Source organism: Novilysobacter viscosus (genome assembly GCF_046600715.1).
GTDB lineage: Bacteria > Pseudomonadota > Gammaproteobacteria > Xanthomonadales > Xanthomonadaceae > Lysobacter_C > Lysobacter_C viscosus.
In genome coordinates this window covers 266,416-281,976 of sequence record NZ_JBJMAV010000002.1, presented here as the reverse complement: position 1 = coordinate 281,976, position 15,561 = coordinate 266,416, and the positions used below count along the sequence as shown (strand labels likewise).

Genomic DNA, 15,561 nt, shown 5'->3' with positions numbered 1-15,561 from the left:
GGCTACAGCACCGCTCGCACGTCTCCGGCAGCGTCCACCGCTACAGGGTCGTGGGGAAGCTGGAGGGGCAGGCCCACCATGAGGCGCTCGAACTGTTTCTCACCGATGGCCTGCTTGATGCGCGCGGCACTGCGGGCATAGGTGAAACGGTACTCGGCGTAGGGGGTGCGGTTGCCCAGCACCATTCGGACCTTGCGCTCGCTCAGTCCGCTCTCCCTCGCCACGTGTTCGATCTGGGCCTGGCTGGCCACGGCAGGCGCCGAGGCGAGGAGGAGTGCGGTGCACACGCTGGTTGCCACGACTGCAATCCTGGTTTTCATGGGATCTCCGGTCGGTAGTTCGCCGGGACGGGGCGACCCTTCGTCGCCCATGGGGGCGTCCCGGCGAACCCGATCCTCCCGCGCGGCCGGCACGTGCACATGCGCCGAAGGCGGGAGTGACTTCCGGGGGCTTTTCCAGGCACGTTCCTAGCGGGCGGGTCGAGGCACGGCCCAGCCTGCCGCTGCCCGCTGCCCGCTGGCCTTGGCCCGGGCGGATCAGTAGACGACCGCGCGCGCCTGCACGAAGGAGTAGAAGAACACCGCGTCCGGGTCGTTCTGGACCTGTCGCATTTCCTGGCGCACGCCGTCCACCGTTTCCAGGTCGACCTTGCCTTCGGCCAGCAGGGGGTCGGCGGCCGAAAGCAGCAGTTCTTCCCAGAACGCGATCATGGCCTTGCGTCGCGCCGGCTCGCGGTTGTCGAAGTGGAAGGTCTTGATCTCTGTCGTGACGTCGCGGAAGCCGCCAGCCAGCAACAGGTTGCCCAGCTTGGCGCCGACGAACGGGTCGCCGCCGCTGTCGATCTGGAAGTCGTTGAATGCCATCCAGTAGCGCCACACGTTGGGCGAGTACGGGTCGAGCAGGAACGAGGCGTTCATCACCTCGGTTACGTAGACCACCGAACCGGGCGCCAACACCCGGCGTACCTCGCTCAGTACCCGTGCGGGGGAGGGCACGTGTTCCAGCACCCAGCACAGGAAGGCTGCATCGAAACTGCGCGGTTCGAACGCCAGGTCGCTGGCGTCGGCCTGGTGGATCGCATACCGCCCCTCCAGCCAGGACATGCTGCCGAGGTTGGCCCGGGCGGCCCCGATCTGCGCCTCGTTGAGGTCAACGCAGGTGGCGTGCAGGTCGGGGAAACGTCGGAGCAGGATCTCGGTCTGCGCACCCACGCCGCTGCCGACCTCAAGCAGCCGCTTGGCGCCGGTGTAGTCGATGTTTCGGAAGATCGTCGACTCGGCGAGCCGGGCCTGTTTGACCAGGCGGGCCTGCTCAGTGGCCGAGAAGCCGTGCAGGTAGGGAAAGTCGGTGGCGGAGCGGGTCGGGTCGCTCATTGCGCGTTGCTCGGAAAGGGCCGGGGTCAAGCGGCGGCAGGTAGGTCCGGCGCGATGCCGGCGATGAGTGCGTCGAAATAGTCGGCGGTCAGCTGCAGCTGGGCTGCTGCGGTTTCAGCGCGGTTGACGACGGCGCGGAAGGTCGCGTTCTCCGGGCGGTCCCTGGCGTACCACCCCAGGTGCTTGCGCGCGATGCGCACGCCGGCGAGCTCGCCGTAGAAGCGGTGCAAGTGCTCGAGGTGCCCGATCAGGATCTCGCGCACTTCGGTCAACGGGGGCGGGGGAAGCAACTGGCCGGTCGCGAGGTAGTGCGCGATCTCACGGAAGATCCAGGGCCGCCCCTGCGCGGCACGCCCTACCAGGACCGCATCGCAGCCGGTGTGGCGCAGCACCGCGGCGGCCTTGTGCGGGCTGTCGATATCGCCGTTGGCCATCACCGGGATCGACAGGGCCGCCTTGACCGCGGCGATGGTGTCGTATTCGGCGGTGCCGGTGTAGTGCTGGTCGCGGGTGCGGCCGTGCACCGCGAGCGCGGCGATGCCCGCGTCCTGGGCGATACGTGCGATTTCCAGTGCGTTGCGCTGGCCGGCCGCCCATCCCGTGCGGATCTTCAGCGTCACCGGGACGTCCACGGCGCCAACGACCGCACGCAGGATGTCGGTTACCCGCGCCGGCTCGCGCATCAGTGCCGAGCCCGCCCAGGTATTGCACACCTTCTTGGCCGGGCAGCCCATGTTGATGTCGATGATCTGCGCGCCCTGGTCGACGTTGTGCCGGGCCGCCAGCGCCATCACCGCAGGGTCGGTGCCGGCAATCTGCACGCTGACCGGATCGGGCTCGCCTTCGTGGTCCATGCGGTGGCGCGACTTGGCCGTGTTCCAGAACCGCGGGTCCGAGGTGGTCATTTCGGACACCGCCAGGCCCGCTCCCAGCTGCTTGCACAATTGCCGGAACGGCTTGTCGGTGACCCCGGCCATGGGGGCCAGGACCACGCGGGGCTCGATCAGGTGGGGGCCGATGCGCATGGCGGGGATTCTAGCGGGCGACGCTTGCCGGGTTCGCGTCAGCGGCATCGCCACGGCGCAGCACCGTCACGGCCAAGCTCACGGACTATCAAGCTCATGCACGATCGGGAAACCGCGCGCGCATCGCCGCCAGCCGTGGCATCGAGGCCGCCGCCCCCGGACTCTCGACCGACAGGGCCGCGAAGCGACCGGCAAAGCGCACGTGGGCGGCAAAGGATTGCCCGCCGCCGGCTGCGAGCCGGGCCGCGAGCGCGCCGTTGAATGCGTCGCCGGCACCGGTGCTGTCCACCGCAACCACGGGCTCGGCCGCCACCCTGTAGTAGGGATCCGAATCCCCCTGCAGGGCCGTTGCGGCGTGCGAGACGAACGCGCCCGCCTGGCCGAGCGTGACCACTACAGTGCCCTGGGGCAGCAGCGCCCGGCACGCGGCGTGGAGCACGGCATCCTCGAGCGTCGAAATGTCCGAGGCGTCGAGCCGGCCGGCGGAATGGGTGGCCAGCAGGGCGACGAACTCGGTTTCGTTGGGGGTGACGAGGTCGCAGGCCGCGAGCAGTTCCGCATCGACCGCCACGTTGGCCGGGGCCGGGTTGAGCATGGCGATCGCGCCGGCCGCTCGTGCCTGCCGCAGCGCCGCCAGCACGGCATCGCGGGGAGATTCCATCTGCGCCAGCACGACCGCAGTGCGTCGGAACACATCGTCCTGCTCCAACACGAAGTCACCCGTCAGCGCCCCGTTTGCGCCGGGCCCGATGATGATGCTGTTGCGGCCGGCAGCATCGGTGTAGATCCCGGCCGTGCCGGTCGCGGCGGTGCTGGCCTGCACGCGCAGGGCGATGCCGTCCAACGTGGCGAGCGATCGCGCCAGCGAGGCGCCGACGTCCTCACCCAGGGCGCAGACGAAGGTGGTCTCCGCCCCCGCCCGGCGTGCCGCCACGGCCTGGTTGAAACCCTTTCCCCCGGGGCCGGTGGTGTAGCTGCCGCTCAGCGTTTCGCCGGTGCGGGGCAGGTGCTCGCTGCGCCAGACGTGGTCGACGTTGAAGGAACCCACCACGACCACCGTGCCTGCCATTGCGACGGCCTCAGGCGTAGTGGCTGAGCACGCCGGCGATCGTCGCGGTCATCAGCGTCGCGATCGAGCCGCCCAGTACCGCGCGCAGGCCGAAGCGGGCAAGGTCGGCGCGGCGTTCGGGCGCCAGGCCGCCGATGCCGCCGATCTGGATGGCGATCGAGCTGAAGTTGGCGAAGCCGCACAGTGCGTAGGTAGCGATCAGCGTCCCTTGCGGGGTCAGGCTGGTGCCCGGGACACCGCCGCGGAGAATCTCCCCGAGTTGCACGTAGGCGACGAACTCGTTGAGCACGACCTTGGTGCCGATCAATCCGCCCACGGTGTTGGCGTCCTGCCACGGAACGCCGATGGCCCAGGCAAGCGGCGACAGGACGTACCCCAGCAGCGACGACAGGTCGGTGGGCCGGCCCATTGCTGCCTCCAGCCCGGTGACCTCGCCGAGCCAGACCAGCGGCGCGTTGAGCAGGGCGATCAGGGCGATGAAGGCCAGCAGCATCGCGCCGACGTTGAGCGCCAGCTTCAGGCCATCGCCCGCGCCCGCCGCCGCCGCGTCGATCACGTTGGTGGTGGTCTTCTCGACATCCATGCGCACCGTGCCCAGGGTCAGCGGTTCGCGGGTCTCGGGCACCAGGATCTTGGCGATGACCAGGGTGGCCGGGGCAGCCATGATGCTGGCGGTGATCAGGTGCTTGGCATAGAACGCCTGCTGCACCGGATCGCCGCCGCCCAGCAGCATCACGTAGGCACCCAGCACGCCGCCGGCAATGGTGGCCATGCCGCCGACCATCAGCGTCAGCAGTTCGGACTCGGTCATCCGGGCGATGTAGGGACGCACCACCAGCGGCGACTCGGTCTGGCCGATGAAGGCGTTGGCACACACGCTCAGCGTTTCCGCGCCCGACACGCGCATCACCTTGGTGATCACCCAGGCCATGCCCTGTACGACCTTCTGCATCACCCCCAGGTGGTAGAGCACGCTCATGAAGCTGGCGAAGAAGATGATCGTCGGCAACACCTGGAAGGCGAACACGAACCCGAATTTCGCCGGGTCGGTGAAGTCGCCGAAGATGAACCTCGCGCCCTCGGTGGTGAAGCCGAGCAGCTTCACGAAACCACTCGACAGGACGTCGAAGACGCTCGCGCCCCATGGGGTCAGCAACACGAATGCCGCGATCAGCAGCTGCAGCGCCATGCCGACGCCCACCAGCTTCCAGTCCACCCGCCGGCGGTTGTTGGAGAACAGCCACGCAAGCCCGACCAGCACGGCCAGGCCGAACAGGCCGAAGGCCATCCGGGTGATCACTTCCACGTCGTTCTCCCCCAAGGGCTAGGTGCCCCGGAAATCTGGTTGGGCCCGCAAAATATCGGCGCAGCCTAGAGGGCAGGAGGCCCGCCAGCAAGCGATGAGGGTGCGGCGCACGCCGCGGCGTATTCAGGTTTCCCGCGCAACCACCCGGTCACGGCCTTCGCGCTTGGCGGCCTGCAGGCGGCGGTCGGCATTGCGCAGCAGCGTCGACAGGTCGTGGCCATCGTTGGGGTAGCCGACGATGCCGGCGCTGAAACTCAGCCGCACCGGGTCGGCGCCACGCTCGGGCTCGAAAGGCGTGGCCGATACCCGCCTGCGCAGCGCGTCGACCCGTTCCCACGCGGTGCCGAGGGGCTTTCGAAGCACCAGTACGAACTCTTCGCCGCGCAGCCGCACCAGCCACTCGCGCTCGTCGGTGAACGAGGTGATGGTGGCGACCACGTGCTGCAGCGCGCGATCGCCCGCGTGGTGGCCGATGTCGTCGTTGATACGGCGGAAGTGGTCCATGTTCACCAGCGCCAGGGTGAGGCTGCCGCCTTCGTGCTCCACCGCGTCGACCAGGTGCGGCAGCCGGTGCACCAGCCAGGTCCGGTTCGGCAGCCCGGTCAGGCCATCGGTGCCCGACATTTCCACCAGTCGCTGCAGGCGGTAGACCACCATCGCGGTGATGACGGTCACGATGGCGAGCAGGATCAGGCGTTGCAGCTGGTTGCCGGGTGACGCTGTCCCGTAGTCGGTGGAGATCAGCTGCTCGGGCGATCCGGCGCCCAGCATCAGTAGCGAGGCGATCGCCGCGTACTGGACCAGGGCAAGCGCCCCGGCGAACAGCGTGGTGCGGCCATCGTTGCGCAGGGCCGTCAGCAGGATCGCCAGAACGTAACCGCACCAAACAACCACGCTGTTCAGGCCGGCCGGCAGGTGGTGCTGTGCAAGCACCAGCAGGATTGCGCTGGTGGCGGTGACATCGAAGGCGGCGGTGGCGAATGGCAGCCATGCGAAACGCCGGCGCCGGCTGGCAAGGGCGAGCCAGACCTGCGCGAACAGATTGACAAAGACCGCGCCGGCCAGCCCGATCAGGGTCTCGTCGATGGACCCGCCCCCCAGTGCGTTGGCCAGCGGCAACAGCAGCAGCAGCGCGGCGATGACCGCGCGCAGCCGCGCCACCAGCAGTTCGCCACCGGCACCCACCTCCAGCATCATTTCGTCGGGCCGAGACAGCAGGGTCCCCACGACTTCACCAGGTGAACGCCGATTTGACTGCCTGTCGCCGAGCATCCGCGCCCTCCCGCGTGACCGTGGGGAGAGTAGCGCAGCCGCAGTGCGCAGCGCCGGTTTGTTGGCGCGGTGGATCAGCCGGCGCCGTCGAGCGCCACCCACAGCGCAAGGCCCATGAACACCGCGGCGGCCACGCGGCGCGCCGTCTTCATCGGCAGCCGGTCGGCGAACCTGGCCCCGAGCAGTACCACCGGCACGTTGGCCAGCAGCATGCCCGCGGTGGTGCCGACCACCACTTCCCACAAGGGCGTGTAGCGGGTCGCCAGCAGCACGGTGGCGACCTGGGTCTTGTCGCCGATCTCGGCGAGGAAGAACGCAATCAGCGTGGCGATGAACGCGCCTCGGGCGGGCAGTGGCTCGCCATCGTCGAGGGTGTCGGGCTTCAGCGACCACAGCGCCACCGCGGTGAAGCTGCCGGCAACCAGCCACTTGAGCACCTCGGGTCGAAGCCAGGCCGCCACCCATGCGCCCATCCACGCCGCCAATGCGTGGTTGAGCAGGGTTGCCAGCACGATGCCCGCGATGATCGCGCCGGGCCGCCGGAACCGCGCCGCCAGCATCAGTGCAAGCAACTGGGTCTTGTCGCCGATCTCGGCCAATGCGACCACGGCGGTGGACACCAGCACCGCGGCGTAGGGCAGCGCTTCGAGCGGCGCGAAGAGGGGGATGTCGAGCATGCCGGTTCCGGTTGCGTCCAACGGGGTGCTGCGGCCTCCATCCGGCTGGCATGCAGGGAAGGCTGCCGCCCGCACGGTCGGCCGCTCTCATTGTATCGGCGCATGTGCAGCGCGGCCGGGGGCTTGGCTACACTGCGTGGCCGTCCCGATCGTGGAGTCCGCCATGCAGTACCGCCGCCTGGGTGCCTCTGGCCTGCAGCTGTCGGCGTTGTCGCTGGGGGCGTGGGTGACGTTCGGTTCCCAGATAGGTCGCTCGACCGCGCGTGAACTGGTGGCGACGGCCTGGGACCACGGGGTCAACTTCTTCGACAACGCGGAGGGCTACGCCAACGGCGAGGCCGAACGGGTGATGGGCGATGTCATCGCCGACCTGCGGCTTCCCCGCGACGGCTTCTGCGTGTCGAGCAAGGTCATGTTCGGATCGGCCAGCGACCCGCGACCCACCCAGAAGGGCCTGTCGCGCAAGCACGTGACCGATGCGTGCCACGGTGCGCTGGCGAGACTGCGGGTGGACTGCCTGGACCTCTACTACTGCCACCGTCCCGATCCCGAGACGCCCGTCGCGGAGACGGTGTGGGCAATGGATGCACTGATCCGCCAGGGCAAGGTCCTGTACTGGGGGACGTCGGAGTGGCCCGCCGCCCTGATCCGCGAAGCACACAAGGTCGCCCGCACCCACCACCTGCACCCGCCGACGATGGAGCAGCCGCAGTACAACCTGCTGCATCGCGAGCGCGTGGAACTCGAGTACGCCGCGCTCTACGCCGAACTCGGCCTGGGCACGACAACCTACTCTCCGCTCGCCTCCGGGCTGCTCACCGGCAAGTACAACGGTGGCGTGCCCGAGGACACGCGGCTTGGCCGCGAGGGATGGCTGCAGCGGATCGTGTTCGGCAGCAGCGACGAGCGCCGGCTGGAGCGCGCGCGGGCCTTCACTGCGCTGGCGGCCGGGTTCGACGCACCGCCGGCGTCGCTCGCCATCGCCTGGTGCCTTCGCAACCCGCACGTCTCGTCGGTAATCCTGGGCGCGAGTGGCCCTGAGCAGCTGTTGCAGAACCTGTCGGCGCTGCAGTGGATCGACCGCCTGGGCGAGAGCGACTGGCGAAGGCTGGAAGCGGCGGCGGAGTAGCCGGGCAACTGCATTGGGCCGTCACCCGGCTGTCCGGAGAATGCCTGCCTCCCCGGGGCGGCGGGTGGCGACCGTCTCGCGCGGACTGGCCCGCGCGCGCCGGTCACACGTGGTGTGGAGGCGACGCCGGATTACGGGGGCCCACACGTCGCCCCGACCGCGGTCGGGCGCCGCCGCAACGCGGACACTTGCCGCGCAAATGAGAATGGTTATCATCAAGGCGGATTCCCACCGAGCCGTCCCCATGCCCCCCATGCCCCAGCGTCCGACCCTCGTTCTCCGCCAGCCTGCTAGTGCCCCCTGCCGTACAGGTTCCGTGGTGACCTTCGCAGCGACGTCGGGCCACGTTGACAGTGGTGCTCTGCTGCGCGGCCATCGCGAGGTCCTGATCCGCCACGGCGGCGAAACCTACCGGTTGCGCCACACGCGCAACGACAAACTGATCCTGACCAAGTAGGCGGTCGGCCAGCGCCTGATCCGTGCCGAACAGCGGGCCGCCCGGGGCGGTGCCTCGCGGCGCGCGGGCAGCCGGCGCTGCGGTCGGGCCGGCCTATACTCCAGCGACAACCGGGGAGGGCGGATCGATGGAGATGGGGACGGTTCTTGCGCTGGTGCTGCTGTTGGCCGGCATCGTGCTGCTGTTCAAGACGGTCCGGGTGGTGCCACAGGGGTACGAGTGGACGGTCGAGCGCTTCGGCAAGTACACCCACACCATGCAGCCGGGCCTGCACTTCCTGTTTCCGGTGGTCTACGGCGTCGGCCGCAAGATCAACGTGATGGAGCAGGTGCTGGACGTGCCGAGCCAGGACGTCATCACCAAGGACAACGCGGTGGTTAAAGTCGATGGCGTGGTGTTCTTCCACGTACTTGACGCCGCCAAGGCCGCCTACGAGGTCCACAACCTGGAGCTGGCGACGATCGCGCTGGTGCAGACCAACATCCGCACCGTGATCGGCTCGATGGACCTGGACGAATCGCTGTCGAACCGCGAGGCGATCAATGCCCAGCTGCTCGGGGTGGTCGACAACGCGACCAACCCGTGGGGTATCAAGGTCAATCGGATCGAGATCCGCGACATCCAGCCACCGCGCGACCTCATCGATTCGATGGGCCGGCAGATGAAAGCCGAGCGCGACCGCCGGGCGGTGATCCTGGAGGCCGAGGGCCATCGCCAGTCCGCGATCCTGCGCGCCGAAGGCGACAAGCAGGCCGCGATCCTCGAAGCCGAGGGTGAGAAGGAAGCCGCCTACCGCGAGGCCGAGGCCCGCGAGCGCTTGGCCGAGGCCGAGGCCAACGCGACGCGGATGGTGTCGGACGCAATCTCCGCCGGCAACGTGCAGGCCATCAATTACTTCGTCGCGCAGAAGTACATCGAGGCGTTCAAGGCCCTGGCCGAGGCACCGAACCAGAAGTTCGTGATGATGCCGATGGAGTCGGCGGGCGTCATCGGTTCGCTCGGCGGGATCGCCGAGCTGGCCAAGCAGGCCCTGGACCTGCCGTCGGGCTCGGCAAGCATGCGCCCGGCGCCGCCACCGCCGCGTGCCGGGAGCTGACCGATGCAGTGGGACTGGCAGGCGGTTTCGTGGGGCGCGGTCGCGCTGCTGTTGTTCGCGGCCGAGGCGTTGGCGCCCGGCGCCTTCATGCTGTGGCTCGGGATCGCCGCCGCGGCGGTGTTCGTGATGGTGCTGGTGGCGCCGGGGCTGTCGGTACTGTTCCAGATCGCCGCGTTCGTGGTGCTCAGCTTCGTCTCCATCCAGGTCTACCGCACCTGGTTCCGGGGGCGCGGTCACGAGCGGCAGAGCGACCGGCCCGACCTCAACCGGCGCGGACAGCAACTGGTCGGATGGGTGGGGCCGCTGGAGCGGGCCATCGTCGATGGTCGCGGTCGGGTCAAGATCGGTGACGCGTTCTACGACGTGGCCGGCCCCGACATGCCGATGGGCACGGTGGTGCGGGTGGTCTCCATCGACGGGATGACCCTGCGGGTCGAGTTCTCGCACGACTGAAGCGGCTCGCCGCCGCCTTCGCGAAGGTCTTGGCAAGGCGGCCGGCGAGCCCGGCAATGGAACGGCCGGCGCCGCGGCGACGGTGCGTGCCCTGCGCCATCTGGGATAATCGCCGGCCCACGTTCCCGAGGCCGGCCGATGACCCGCAAGACGATCCTCAACGAAAGCCACCGCGCGCTTGGCGCGAAGATGGTCGACTTCGGCGGGTGGGACATGCCCATCCACTACGGGTCGCAGATCGAGGAGCACCACCAGGTCCGCCGCGACGCCGGCATGTTCGATGTCAGCCACATGACCGTGGTCGACCTGGAAGGCAATCGCGTGCGCGAGTTCCTGCGCCGCCTGCTGGCCAACTCCGTCGACAAGCTCAAGAAGCCCGGCAAGGCGCTGTACACCTGCATGCTCAACGAAAGCGGCGGGATCATCGACGACCTGATCGTCTACTTCGTCGGCGAATCGTCCTTCAGGCTGGTGGTGAATGCCGCCACCCGTGAGAAGGACCTGGCCTGGATCACCCGCCAGGCCGCTGCATTCGACGTCTCCGTCACCGAGCGGCCGGACTACGGAATGATCGCCGTCCAGGGACCCGCAGCGCGAGAGAAGGTCATCGGCCTGCTGCGCGACCAGGACATGGAGCGCATCGGCAAGCTGGGCAAGTTCGCCGCCGGCGAAGCGCAGCTGCCCGACGGCACCGCGCTGTTCATCGCCCGCACCGGGTACACCGGCGAGGACGGCTTCGAAATCGTGGTGTCCGGGGACAAGGCCGCCGCACTTTGGGACGCGCTGCTTGCAGCTGGGGTGCGGCCGGCCGGGCTGGGGGCACGCGACACGCTTCGACTGGAGGCGGGCCTGAACCTCTACGGGCAGGACATGGACGACACCGTGTCGCCGTACGAAGCCGCACTGGCGTGGACGGTGGCGCTCGACGAGGGCAGGGACTTCATCGGCCGCGATGTGCTTGAGCGGCAAAAGGCCGGCGGCGCCCCGCGTCAGATGATCGCGCTGGTGATGGACGAGAAAGGCGTCCTGCGCCATGGCCAAGTGGTCCTCACGCCCCAGGGCGACGGTGAGATCCTCTCCGGGACGTTCTCGCCCACGCTGGGCAAGGCCATCGCCTTTGCCAGGGTGCCGGCGGGCGAACTGCCCCCGGGCAGCGACGGCGTTCGCGTCGACATCCGCGGACGTGAGGTGCCGGTTCGCGTGGTGCGCTTCCCGTTCGTCCGCGACGGGCAGCCCCGGGAGGGGGTGCTGGCCTAGCGGCCGCCCCTGCCCGTTACACTTGCCCCCACCTTCCCCAGACCCGCACGGCACGGAGCAACCCATGAGTGAGATCCCCGGTGACCTGAAGTTCCTGAAGTCCCACGAGTGGGCTCGCGTCGAAGGCGACGGCAAGGTGACCGTCGGCATTTCAGACCACGCCCAGGGCCTGCTGGGCGACCTCGTGTACGTTGAACTGCCCGGCGTCGGCGATCGCGTCGAAGCCGGCAATGCCTGTGCTGTCGTGGAGTCGGTCAAGGCGGCATCCGACGTGTACGCGCCGGTCAGCGGCACCGTCTCCGAGGTCAATGCCGCGCTGGCGGACAAGCCCGAGACGATCAACGAGGATGCCTACGGCGAGGGTTGGCTGTTCACCCTGGAGATCGAGGAACCCGAACAGCTCAAGGAATTGCTCTCCCCCGACGACTATGCCGAGCTGCTCGAGAACGACGACCACTGAAGCAGCCGATCCACCCGGAAACACGCCCAGCCGGTCGCCTCGCGCGACCGGCTTTTTTTTTGGCTCTCCAGCCAGCCGCGTGGAGGTCGCCCTGTTGCACGGGCGGCATCCCAGCCGATGACGCCCAGGTCTGAAGTCACGCATGCCCCGCGAGCGCTGCGCAAATTCCGCGCAGATGCGCTTGTGCGGCGCGATAAAGCGTCGATCCATCGCACGTTCGCTGCAGGAAAATGGGCTCCCCGTACCGTCGTGCCTGACTTCCCTTGTTGGACAATTAATCACCACATTGAAAAGTGGTCAATATTTATCCATAACGCTGCAAGCCTTGCAAACAAAGGCGATCATGGGTTTGGAAACTGCAGTGCGGTCGGTGCGATTCATTGCACGCCGCGCGGGGCGGGGAGGGAGTAGTTCAATCCCAGCAGCAGAAGAGGAAGGGTGGGCGCAAAACCGCAGTTGCCGGTTGTTGACACTTGCAAAAGCCCTGATTAGGTTTCGCGCAGCACAAGGTGTCTGCGGAAACGAGTGATACGAGACAACGCGACAACGCGCGGTACGAAATCGAAATCCACCCGGACACTCAAAACGGTGGACATGGGCGTCCTGCCCCCTTCGAAAAATCGCACACGGGTTTTCGCCTCCGTCGCTTTCAATCGATTCCAGGGACCCAGGCGCGTTACCGAACAAACCCGGATTGCCTCGTTGGCGGCCCGGGTTTTTGCTATCCGCGTACCGGCAGCATTGCCGGTACCGCCATGCCGCGACTTGGCGTGGGCTCGATCCGCTTCGACGCGCACCTGCGCGTCGACGGTTGGCCGCGGGCTTGCCCGTGGCAATGGTTGTACTGGGCCGTACACCCCGATAGACCACTGACGAGGAGCCATCCCATGGCCGTTAAGAAAGCTGCGAAGAAGAAGCCCGCCGCCAAGAAGGCGACGAAGAAGACCGGTGCAAAGAAGGTTGCGAAGAAGTCTGCAGCCAAGAAGGCAACTGCGAAGAAGTCCGCGAAGAAGGCCACCAAGAAGGTGGCCAAGCGTCCGGCGAAGAAGACCGCAAAGAAGGCCGTCAAGAAGACCGCCCGCAAGAGCGCCGCCAAGAAGGCGACCAAGAAGTCGTCCGCCAAGAAGACGGTGAAGAAGGCTTCGACCAAGAAGGCCGCGAAGAAGACCGCCAAGCGGCCAGCCAAGAAGTCCGCCGCCAAGAAGACGGTGAAGAAGGCTTCGGCCAAGAAGACCGCCAAGAAGTCGACCGCGAAGCGTCCGGCCAAGAAGGCGGCCGCCAAGAAGACGGCGAAGAAGGCTTCGGCAAAGAAGACTGCCAAGCGTCCAGCCAAGAAGGCCGCCGCCAGGAAGGCGCCGGCGAAGAAGGCCGCTGCCAAGAAGCCGGCCCGCAAGGTGACCAAGCGTTCGACCAAGAAGTCTGCGCCAACGGCAATGCCGGCGACGCCGGCGCCGATGATCTAAGCAATACCCGATAGCGGAACTGCAGTAATCGACTCCCCTCCCGCAGCCCAGGCGGGAGGGGAGTTTTTTATGGGCGAAGCGGCCGTACGGAGCGCGAGGTGATGTGCGCTCGCATCCGCCACCGGCCAGAAGGCGAATTGACACCGTTTCCAGCCGTAGCGCTTCCCGGGAGCATGCCTGGCACGGAAGCGTCGCGAGGGGGCAGGGTGGCGGAGCGCAACGACCGTGGCGGTGATTCCGTCCGTCAGCCGTGGGGTCACGGCATCAAGCGCCGCTACGCGAAGGCGCCGTCCGGCACGGGGTATGAGAACGCCATGGGCCTCGCCGACAGTGGCGCCCATCGGGTACCCCCAACGAGCTTGGAAAAACGTTCTTGAAGGCGCGAGCGTAGCTGCGCGCCCAACCACCATCGCGGCCTTTCGCGCGAGGGCAGTCCCCCAGGACGGCTTATTCCGGCGAAGCGCTTGCGCGGCTGGCGTTGCTGCCGGGGTTGTCGCCGGGCGCGCCGAAGTTGGACTGGACGTAAAGCGACGCCTCTTCGAAGTCGACGTCCAACCAGCGTCCCCCCGAGGACATGCCAATGGCCTTGTCCAGGATGCTGGGCAGCAGGCCTGCCGGCAGCGCACTCTCGCCATTCCACAGCACCGCTACGCCGAAGTCGCGCTCGGGCAGCATTGCGATCGCCCCGCGATACCCCTGCACCGCGCCACCGTGGTAGACCAGCTGGTGCCCCGCGTAATCATAGACACGCCAACCCAGGCCATAACCGGCGCGGGTCAGTCGCTCACGGCGCCAGGCGGAACTGCGCATTTCGCCTGGCGTATTCACCAGCGGCGAATGGAGCGTGGCCAGCAGGGGCGCGGGCAGTACGTCGGGACGATGCCCGGTCTGCGCGATAAGCCACTGGGCCATGTCGCTGGCGCTGGCATTGACGCCCGCAGCGGGGGCGACTTCGTAGTAGGTGGGCTTGGGCGTCACCGACACCCAGCCGCCGCGGGTGCGCACGTGCGGCCGGGCCCAGCGGGGGCTGGAACGGATGCCCTCCAGCCCGAGGCTGGCGTCGTTCATGCCCAGTGGCTTGAACAGCCGGCGCTGCACGGCTTGGGAGTAGAAGGTGCCGGTGGCGGCAAAGGCAACGTCACCGATCAGGCTGAAGGCGATGTTCTGGTAGCCGTAGCACGTACCGGGCTGGCAGCTGAGCGGTGCGTCCGCCAGGCGGCGGGTCAGCGTGCGGTAGTCGACGTATTGCTCGAGGTCGCGATCAAGGCTGTGGTGGCGCAGCCCTACCCGGTGGCTGAGTACGTCGGCCACCGTGATCTGCTCGGCGGCGGACGGATCCCGAAGGCGGAACTCGGGCAGGTACTGGGTCAGCTTGCTGTCCCAGCGGATCGAACCGTCGTTCACCAGCAGCCCGGCCAGGGTGCCCGCGAAGCCCTTGGACAACGAGGCAAGGCGGAACACCGTGTGTGCATCGACGGGCTCGGCCGCCTGCACGTCGGTGATGCCGTAGCCGCGCGCCGACAGCACGCGACCGTTGTAGACGATCGCCATCGCAAGGCCCGGAACCCGCTGGTCGGCAACCAGTTGCTGGGCCGCGGCCTCGAACAGCCGGGCATCGAACTCACTCGACAGCGGTATCTGCGGCTGCTTGATCGGTGCTGGGGCGGCGGCGGGGGGCGCCGCGTCCAGCGACGACGTCGAAACGGTCGCGACGGCGGACGGATCGACACCCGCGCCCGGCGTCTGCGCCGTCGAGCCGAGGGTCAGGGTAAGGAGTAGCGCGGTGGCGCCGACGCGCAAGTACGCGCGGGGCCGACGGATCGCGGCGTCTTTCATGGGATCATGGCCTGCATATGCTGGGCTCGCGTTCGATCATAACGCCGATTTTCAGGGGACAGGGGAGCAATCATGTTCAGCTTCATGATTTTGTTGGCTTTCGTTGCCGTCGTGGTCGCATGGCTGGTGGCGCTGTACAACGGGCTGGTACGGGCGCGGAACGGGTACCGCAACGCCTTTTCGCAGATCGACGTGCAGCTGCAGCGTCGCTTCGACCTGATTCCCAACCTGGTGGACACGGCCAAGGCCTACCTGACCCATGAGCGCGAGACGCTCGAGGCGGTCATCGCCGCCCGCGGCGCGGCCCAGTCCGGGCTGGCGGCGGCCAAGGCCAGCCCCGGCGACCCCGCTGCCATGGCGGAGCTGGCACGCACCCAGGGCGCGCTGGACGGGACGCTGGGCCGGCTGATGGTGGTCGTGGAAGCGTATCCCGACCTGAAGGCCAACCAGAACATGATGCAGTTGTCCGAAGAGCTGACCAGCACCGAGAACCGGGTGGCCTTCGCGCGCCAGGCCTACAACGACGCGGTGATGGCCTACAACAACCGGCGCGAGGTGTTTCCCTCCAGCCTCGTCGCCGGCAACTTCGGTTTCAGGCCCGCCGCGTTCCTGGACATCCCCGCCGACCGGGCCGAGGTGCGCGAGGCACCCAGGATCCAGTTCTGACCGGCGCGGCCTGATACGGCAA

At 67.9% G+C, this 15,561-nt stretch carries 16 protein-coding genes; 8 read left to right on the top strand and 8 right to left on the bottom strand.

Annotated features, from left to right (window positions below):
* Positions 1 to 2: 2 nt before the first annotated feature.
* From ACJQWL_RS04965 to ACJQWL_RS04935, 7 genes are all read right to left on the bottom strand, one after another.
* A complete protein-coding gene (locus tag ACJQWL_RS04965) occupies positions 3 to 320 on the bottom strand; it encodes a hypothetical protein (protein WP_330967430.1) in 318 nt (105 codons plus the stop codon).
* 216 nt (positions 321 to 536) lie between these two features.
* Positions 537 to 1,373, bottom strand: coding sequence for a class I SAM-dependent methyltransferase (locus ACJQWL_RS04960; RefSeq protein WP_330967431.1), 837 nt, complete (start codon positions 1,371 to 1,373; stop codon positions 537 to 539).
* Positions 1,374 to 1,399: 26 nt separating this feature from the next.
* Entirely contained in the window at positions 1,400 to 2,398 is a 999-nt protein-coding gene (gene dusB / locus ACJQWL_RS04955; protein ID WP_330967432.1) for a tRNA dihydrouridine synthase DusB, read from the bottom strand.
* A gap of 94 nt (positions 2,399 to 2,492) precedes the next feature.
* Complete coding sequence (locus ACJQWL_RS04950; protein ID WP_330967433.1) at positions 2,493 to 3,467, bottom strand: ribokinase; 975 nt, start codon at positions 3,465 to 3,467, stop codon at positions 2,493 to 2,495.
* 10 nt (positions 3,468 to 3,477) lie between these two features.
* Positions 3,478 to 4,755 carry a NupC/NupG family nucleoside CNT transporter gene (locus ACJQWL_RS04945; protein ID WP_330967636.1) on the bottom strand — a complete coding sequence of 426 codons (1,278 nt, stop codon included), beginning with the start codon at positions 4,753 to 4,755 and terminating at the stop codon, positions 3,478 to 3,480.
* Between the two features lie 141 nt (positions 4,756 to 4,896).
* Positions 4,897 to 6,000: a GGDEF domain-containing protein gene (locus ACJQWL_RS04940; protein ID WP_330967434.1), complete on the bottom strand. Its 1,104-nt coding sequence runs from the start codon at positions 5,998 to 6,000 to the stop codon at positions 4,897 to 4,899.
* A gap of 119 nt (positions 6,001 to 6,119) precedes the next feature.
* Positions 6,120 to 6,722 (bottom strand): TMEM165/GDT1 family protein, encoded by a 603-nt coding sequence (locus ACJQWL_RS04935; RefSeq protein ID WP_330967435.1) that lies wholly within the window; start codon positions 6,720 to 6,722, stop codon positions 6,120 to 6,122.
* 163 nt (positions 6,723 to 6,885) lie between these two features.
* Between ACJQWL_RS04935 and ACJQWL_RS04930 the strand changes: the two genes are divergently transcribed.
* From ACJQWL_RS04930 to ACJQWL_RS04900, 7 genes are all read left to right on the top strand, one after another.
* Positions 6,886 to 7,851: an aldo/keto reductase gene (locus tag ACJQWL_RS04930; protein ID WP_330967436.1), complete on the top strand. Its 966-nt coding sequence runs from the start codon at positions 6,886 to 6,888 to the stop codon at positions 7,849 to 7,851.
* A 253-nt stretch (positions 7,852 to 8,104) separates the two neighbouring features.
* Positions 8,105 to 8,308: a hemin uptake protein HemP gene (locus tag ACJQWL_RS04925; protein WP_441005011.1), complete on the top strand. Its 204-nt coding sequence runs from the start codon at positions 8,105 to 8,107 to the stop codon at positions 8,306 to 8,308.
* Positions 8,309 to 8,441: 133 nt separating this feature from the next.
* A complete protein-coding gene (locus ACJQWL_RS04920; RefSeq protein ID WP_330967438.1) occupies positions 8,442 to 9,404 on the top strand; it encodes an SPFH domain-containing protein in 963 nt (320 codons plus the stop codon).
* A 3-nt stretch (positions 9,405 to 9,407) separates the two neighbouring features.
* Positions 9,408 to 9,857: an NfeD family protein gene (locus tag ACJQWL_RS04915; protein ID WP_330967439.1), complete on the top strand. Its 450-nt coding sequence runs from the start codon at positions 9,408 to 9,410 to the stop codon at positions 9,855 to 9,857.
* Positions 9,858 to 9,995: 138 nt separating this feature from the next.
* Positions 9,996 to 11,114, top strand: coding sequence for a glycine cleavage system aminomethyltransferase GcvT (gcvT, locus tag ACJQWL_RS04910; RefSeq protein ID WP_330967440.1), 1,119 nt, complete (start codon positions 9,996 to 9,998; stop codon positions 11,112 to 11,114).
* Positions 11,115 to 11,178: 64 nt separating this feature from the next.
* A complete protein-coding gene (gcvH, locus tag ACJQWL_RS04905) occupies positions 11,179 to 11,574 on the top strand; it encodes a glycine cleavage system protein GcvH (RefSeq protein WP_330967441.1) in 396 nt (131 codons plus the stop codon).
* A 755-nt stretch (positions 11,575 to 12,329) separates the two neighbouring features.
* The gene (locus ACJQWL_RS04900; protein WP_411300742.1) at positions 12,330 to 13,037 is read left to right on the top strand and encodes a hypothetical protein; all 708 of its coding nucleotides are present in this window, start codon (positions 12,330 to 12,332) and stop codon (positions 13,035 to 13,037) included.
* Positions 13,038 to 13,484: 447 nt separating this feature from the next.
* Here the strand turns inward: ACJQWL_RS04900 and ACJQWL_RS04895 are convergent, their stop codons facing one another.
* A complete protein-coding gene (locus ACJQWL_RS04895; protein WP_330967443.1) occupies positions 13,485 to 14,873 on the bottom strand; it encodes a serine hydrolase domain-containing protein in 1,389 nt (462 codons plus the stop codon).
* A 72-nt stretch (positions 14,874 to 14,945) separates the two neighbouring features.
* On the opposite strand from ACJQWL_RS04895, the gene ACJQWL_RS04890 reads away from it, so the two are divergent.
* On the top strand, positions 14,946 to 15,539 hold the full coding sequence (locus tag ACJQWL_RS04890) for a LemA family protein (RefSeq protein WP_330967444.1): 594 nt from the start codon (positions 14,946 to 14,948) through the stop codon (positions 15,537 to 15,539).
* Positions 15,540 to 15,561 lie beyond the last annotated feature (22 nt).

Coding starts and splice junctions, on each gene's coding strand:
- ACJQWL_RS04930 (WP_330967436.1), top strand. CDS start 6,886: ATGCAGTACCGCCGCCTGGGTGCCTCTGGCCTGCAGCTGTCGGCGTTG.
- gcvT (WP_330967440.1), top strand. CDS start 9,996: ATGACCCGCAAGACGATCCTCAACGAAAGCCACCGCGCGCTTGGCGCG.
- ACJQWL_RS04915 (WP_330967439.1), top strand. CDS start 9,408: ATGCAGTGGGACTGGCAGGCGGTTTCGTGGGGCGCGGTCGCGCTGCTG.
- ACJQWL_RS04895 (WP_330967443.1), bottom strand. CDS start 14,873: ATGAAAGACGCCGCGATCCGTCGGCCCCGCGCGTACTTGCGCGTCGGC.
- ACJQWL_RS04935 (WP_330967435.1), bottom strand. CDS start 6,722: ATGCTCGACATCCCCCTCTTCGCGCCGCTCGAAGCGCTGCCCTACGCC.
- ACJQWL_RS04950 (WP_330967433.1), bottom strand. CDS start 3,467: ATGGCAGGCACGGTGGTCGTGGTGGGTTCCTTCAACGTCGACCACGTC.
- dusB (WP_330967432.1), bottom strand. CDS start 2,398: ATGCGCATCGGCCCCCACCTGATCGAGCCCCGCGTGGTCCTGGCCCCC.
- ACJQWL_RS04945 (WP_330967636.1), bottom strand. CDS start 4,755: ATGGCCTTCGGCCTGTTCGGCCTGGCCGTGCTGGTCGGGCTTGCGTGG.
- ACJQWL_RS04920 (WP_330967438.1), top strand. CDS start 8,442: ATGGGGACGGTTCTTGCGCTGGTGCTGCTGTTGGCCGGCATCGTGCTG.
- ACJQWL_RS04960 (WP_330967431.1), bottom strand. CDS start 1,373: ATGAGCGACCCGACCCGCTCCGCCACCGACTTTCCCTACCTGCACGGC.
- ACJQWL_RS04925 (WP_441005011.1), top strand. CDS start 8,105: ATGCCCCAGCGTCCGACCCTCGTTCTCCGCCAGCCTGCTAGTGCCCCC.
- ACJQWL_RS04890 (WP_330967444.1), top strand. CDS start 14,946: ATGTTCAGCTTCATGATTTTGTTGGCTTTCGTTGCCGTCGTGGTCGCA.
- ACJQWL_RS04965 (WP_330967430.1), bottom strand. CDS start 320: ATGAAAACCAGGATTGCAGTCGTGGCAACCAGCGTGTGCACCGCACTC.
- ACJQWL_RS04900 (WP_411300742.1), top strand. CDS start 12,330: ATGCCGCGACTTGGCGTGGGCTCGATCCGCTTCGACGCGCACCTGCGC.
- gcvH (WP_330967441.1), top strand. CDS start 11,179: ATGAGTGAGATCCCCGGTGACCTGAAGTTCCTGAAGTCCCACGAGTGG.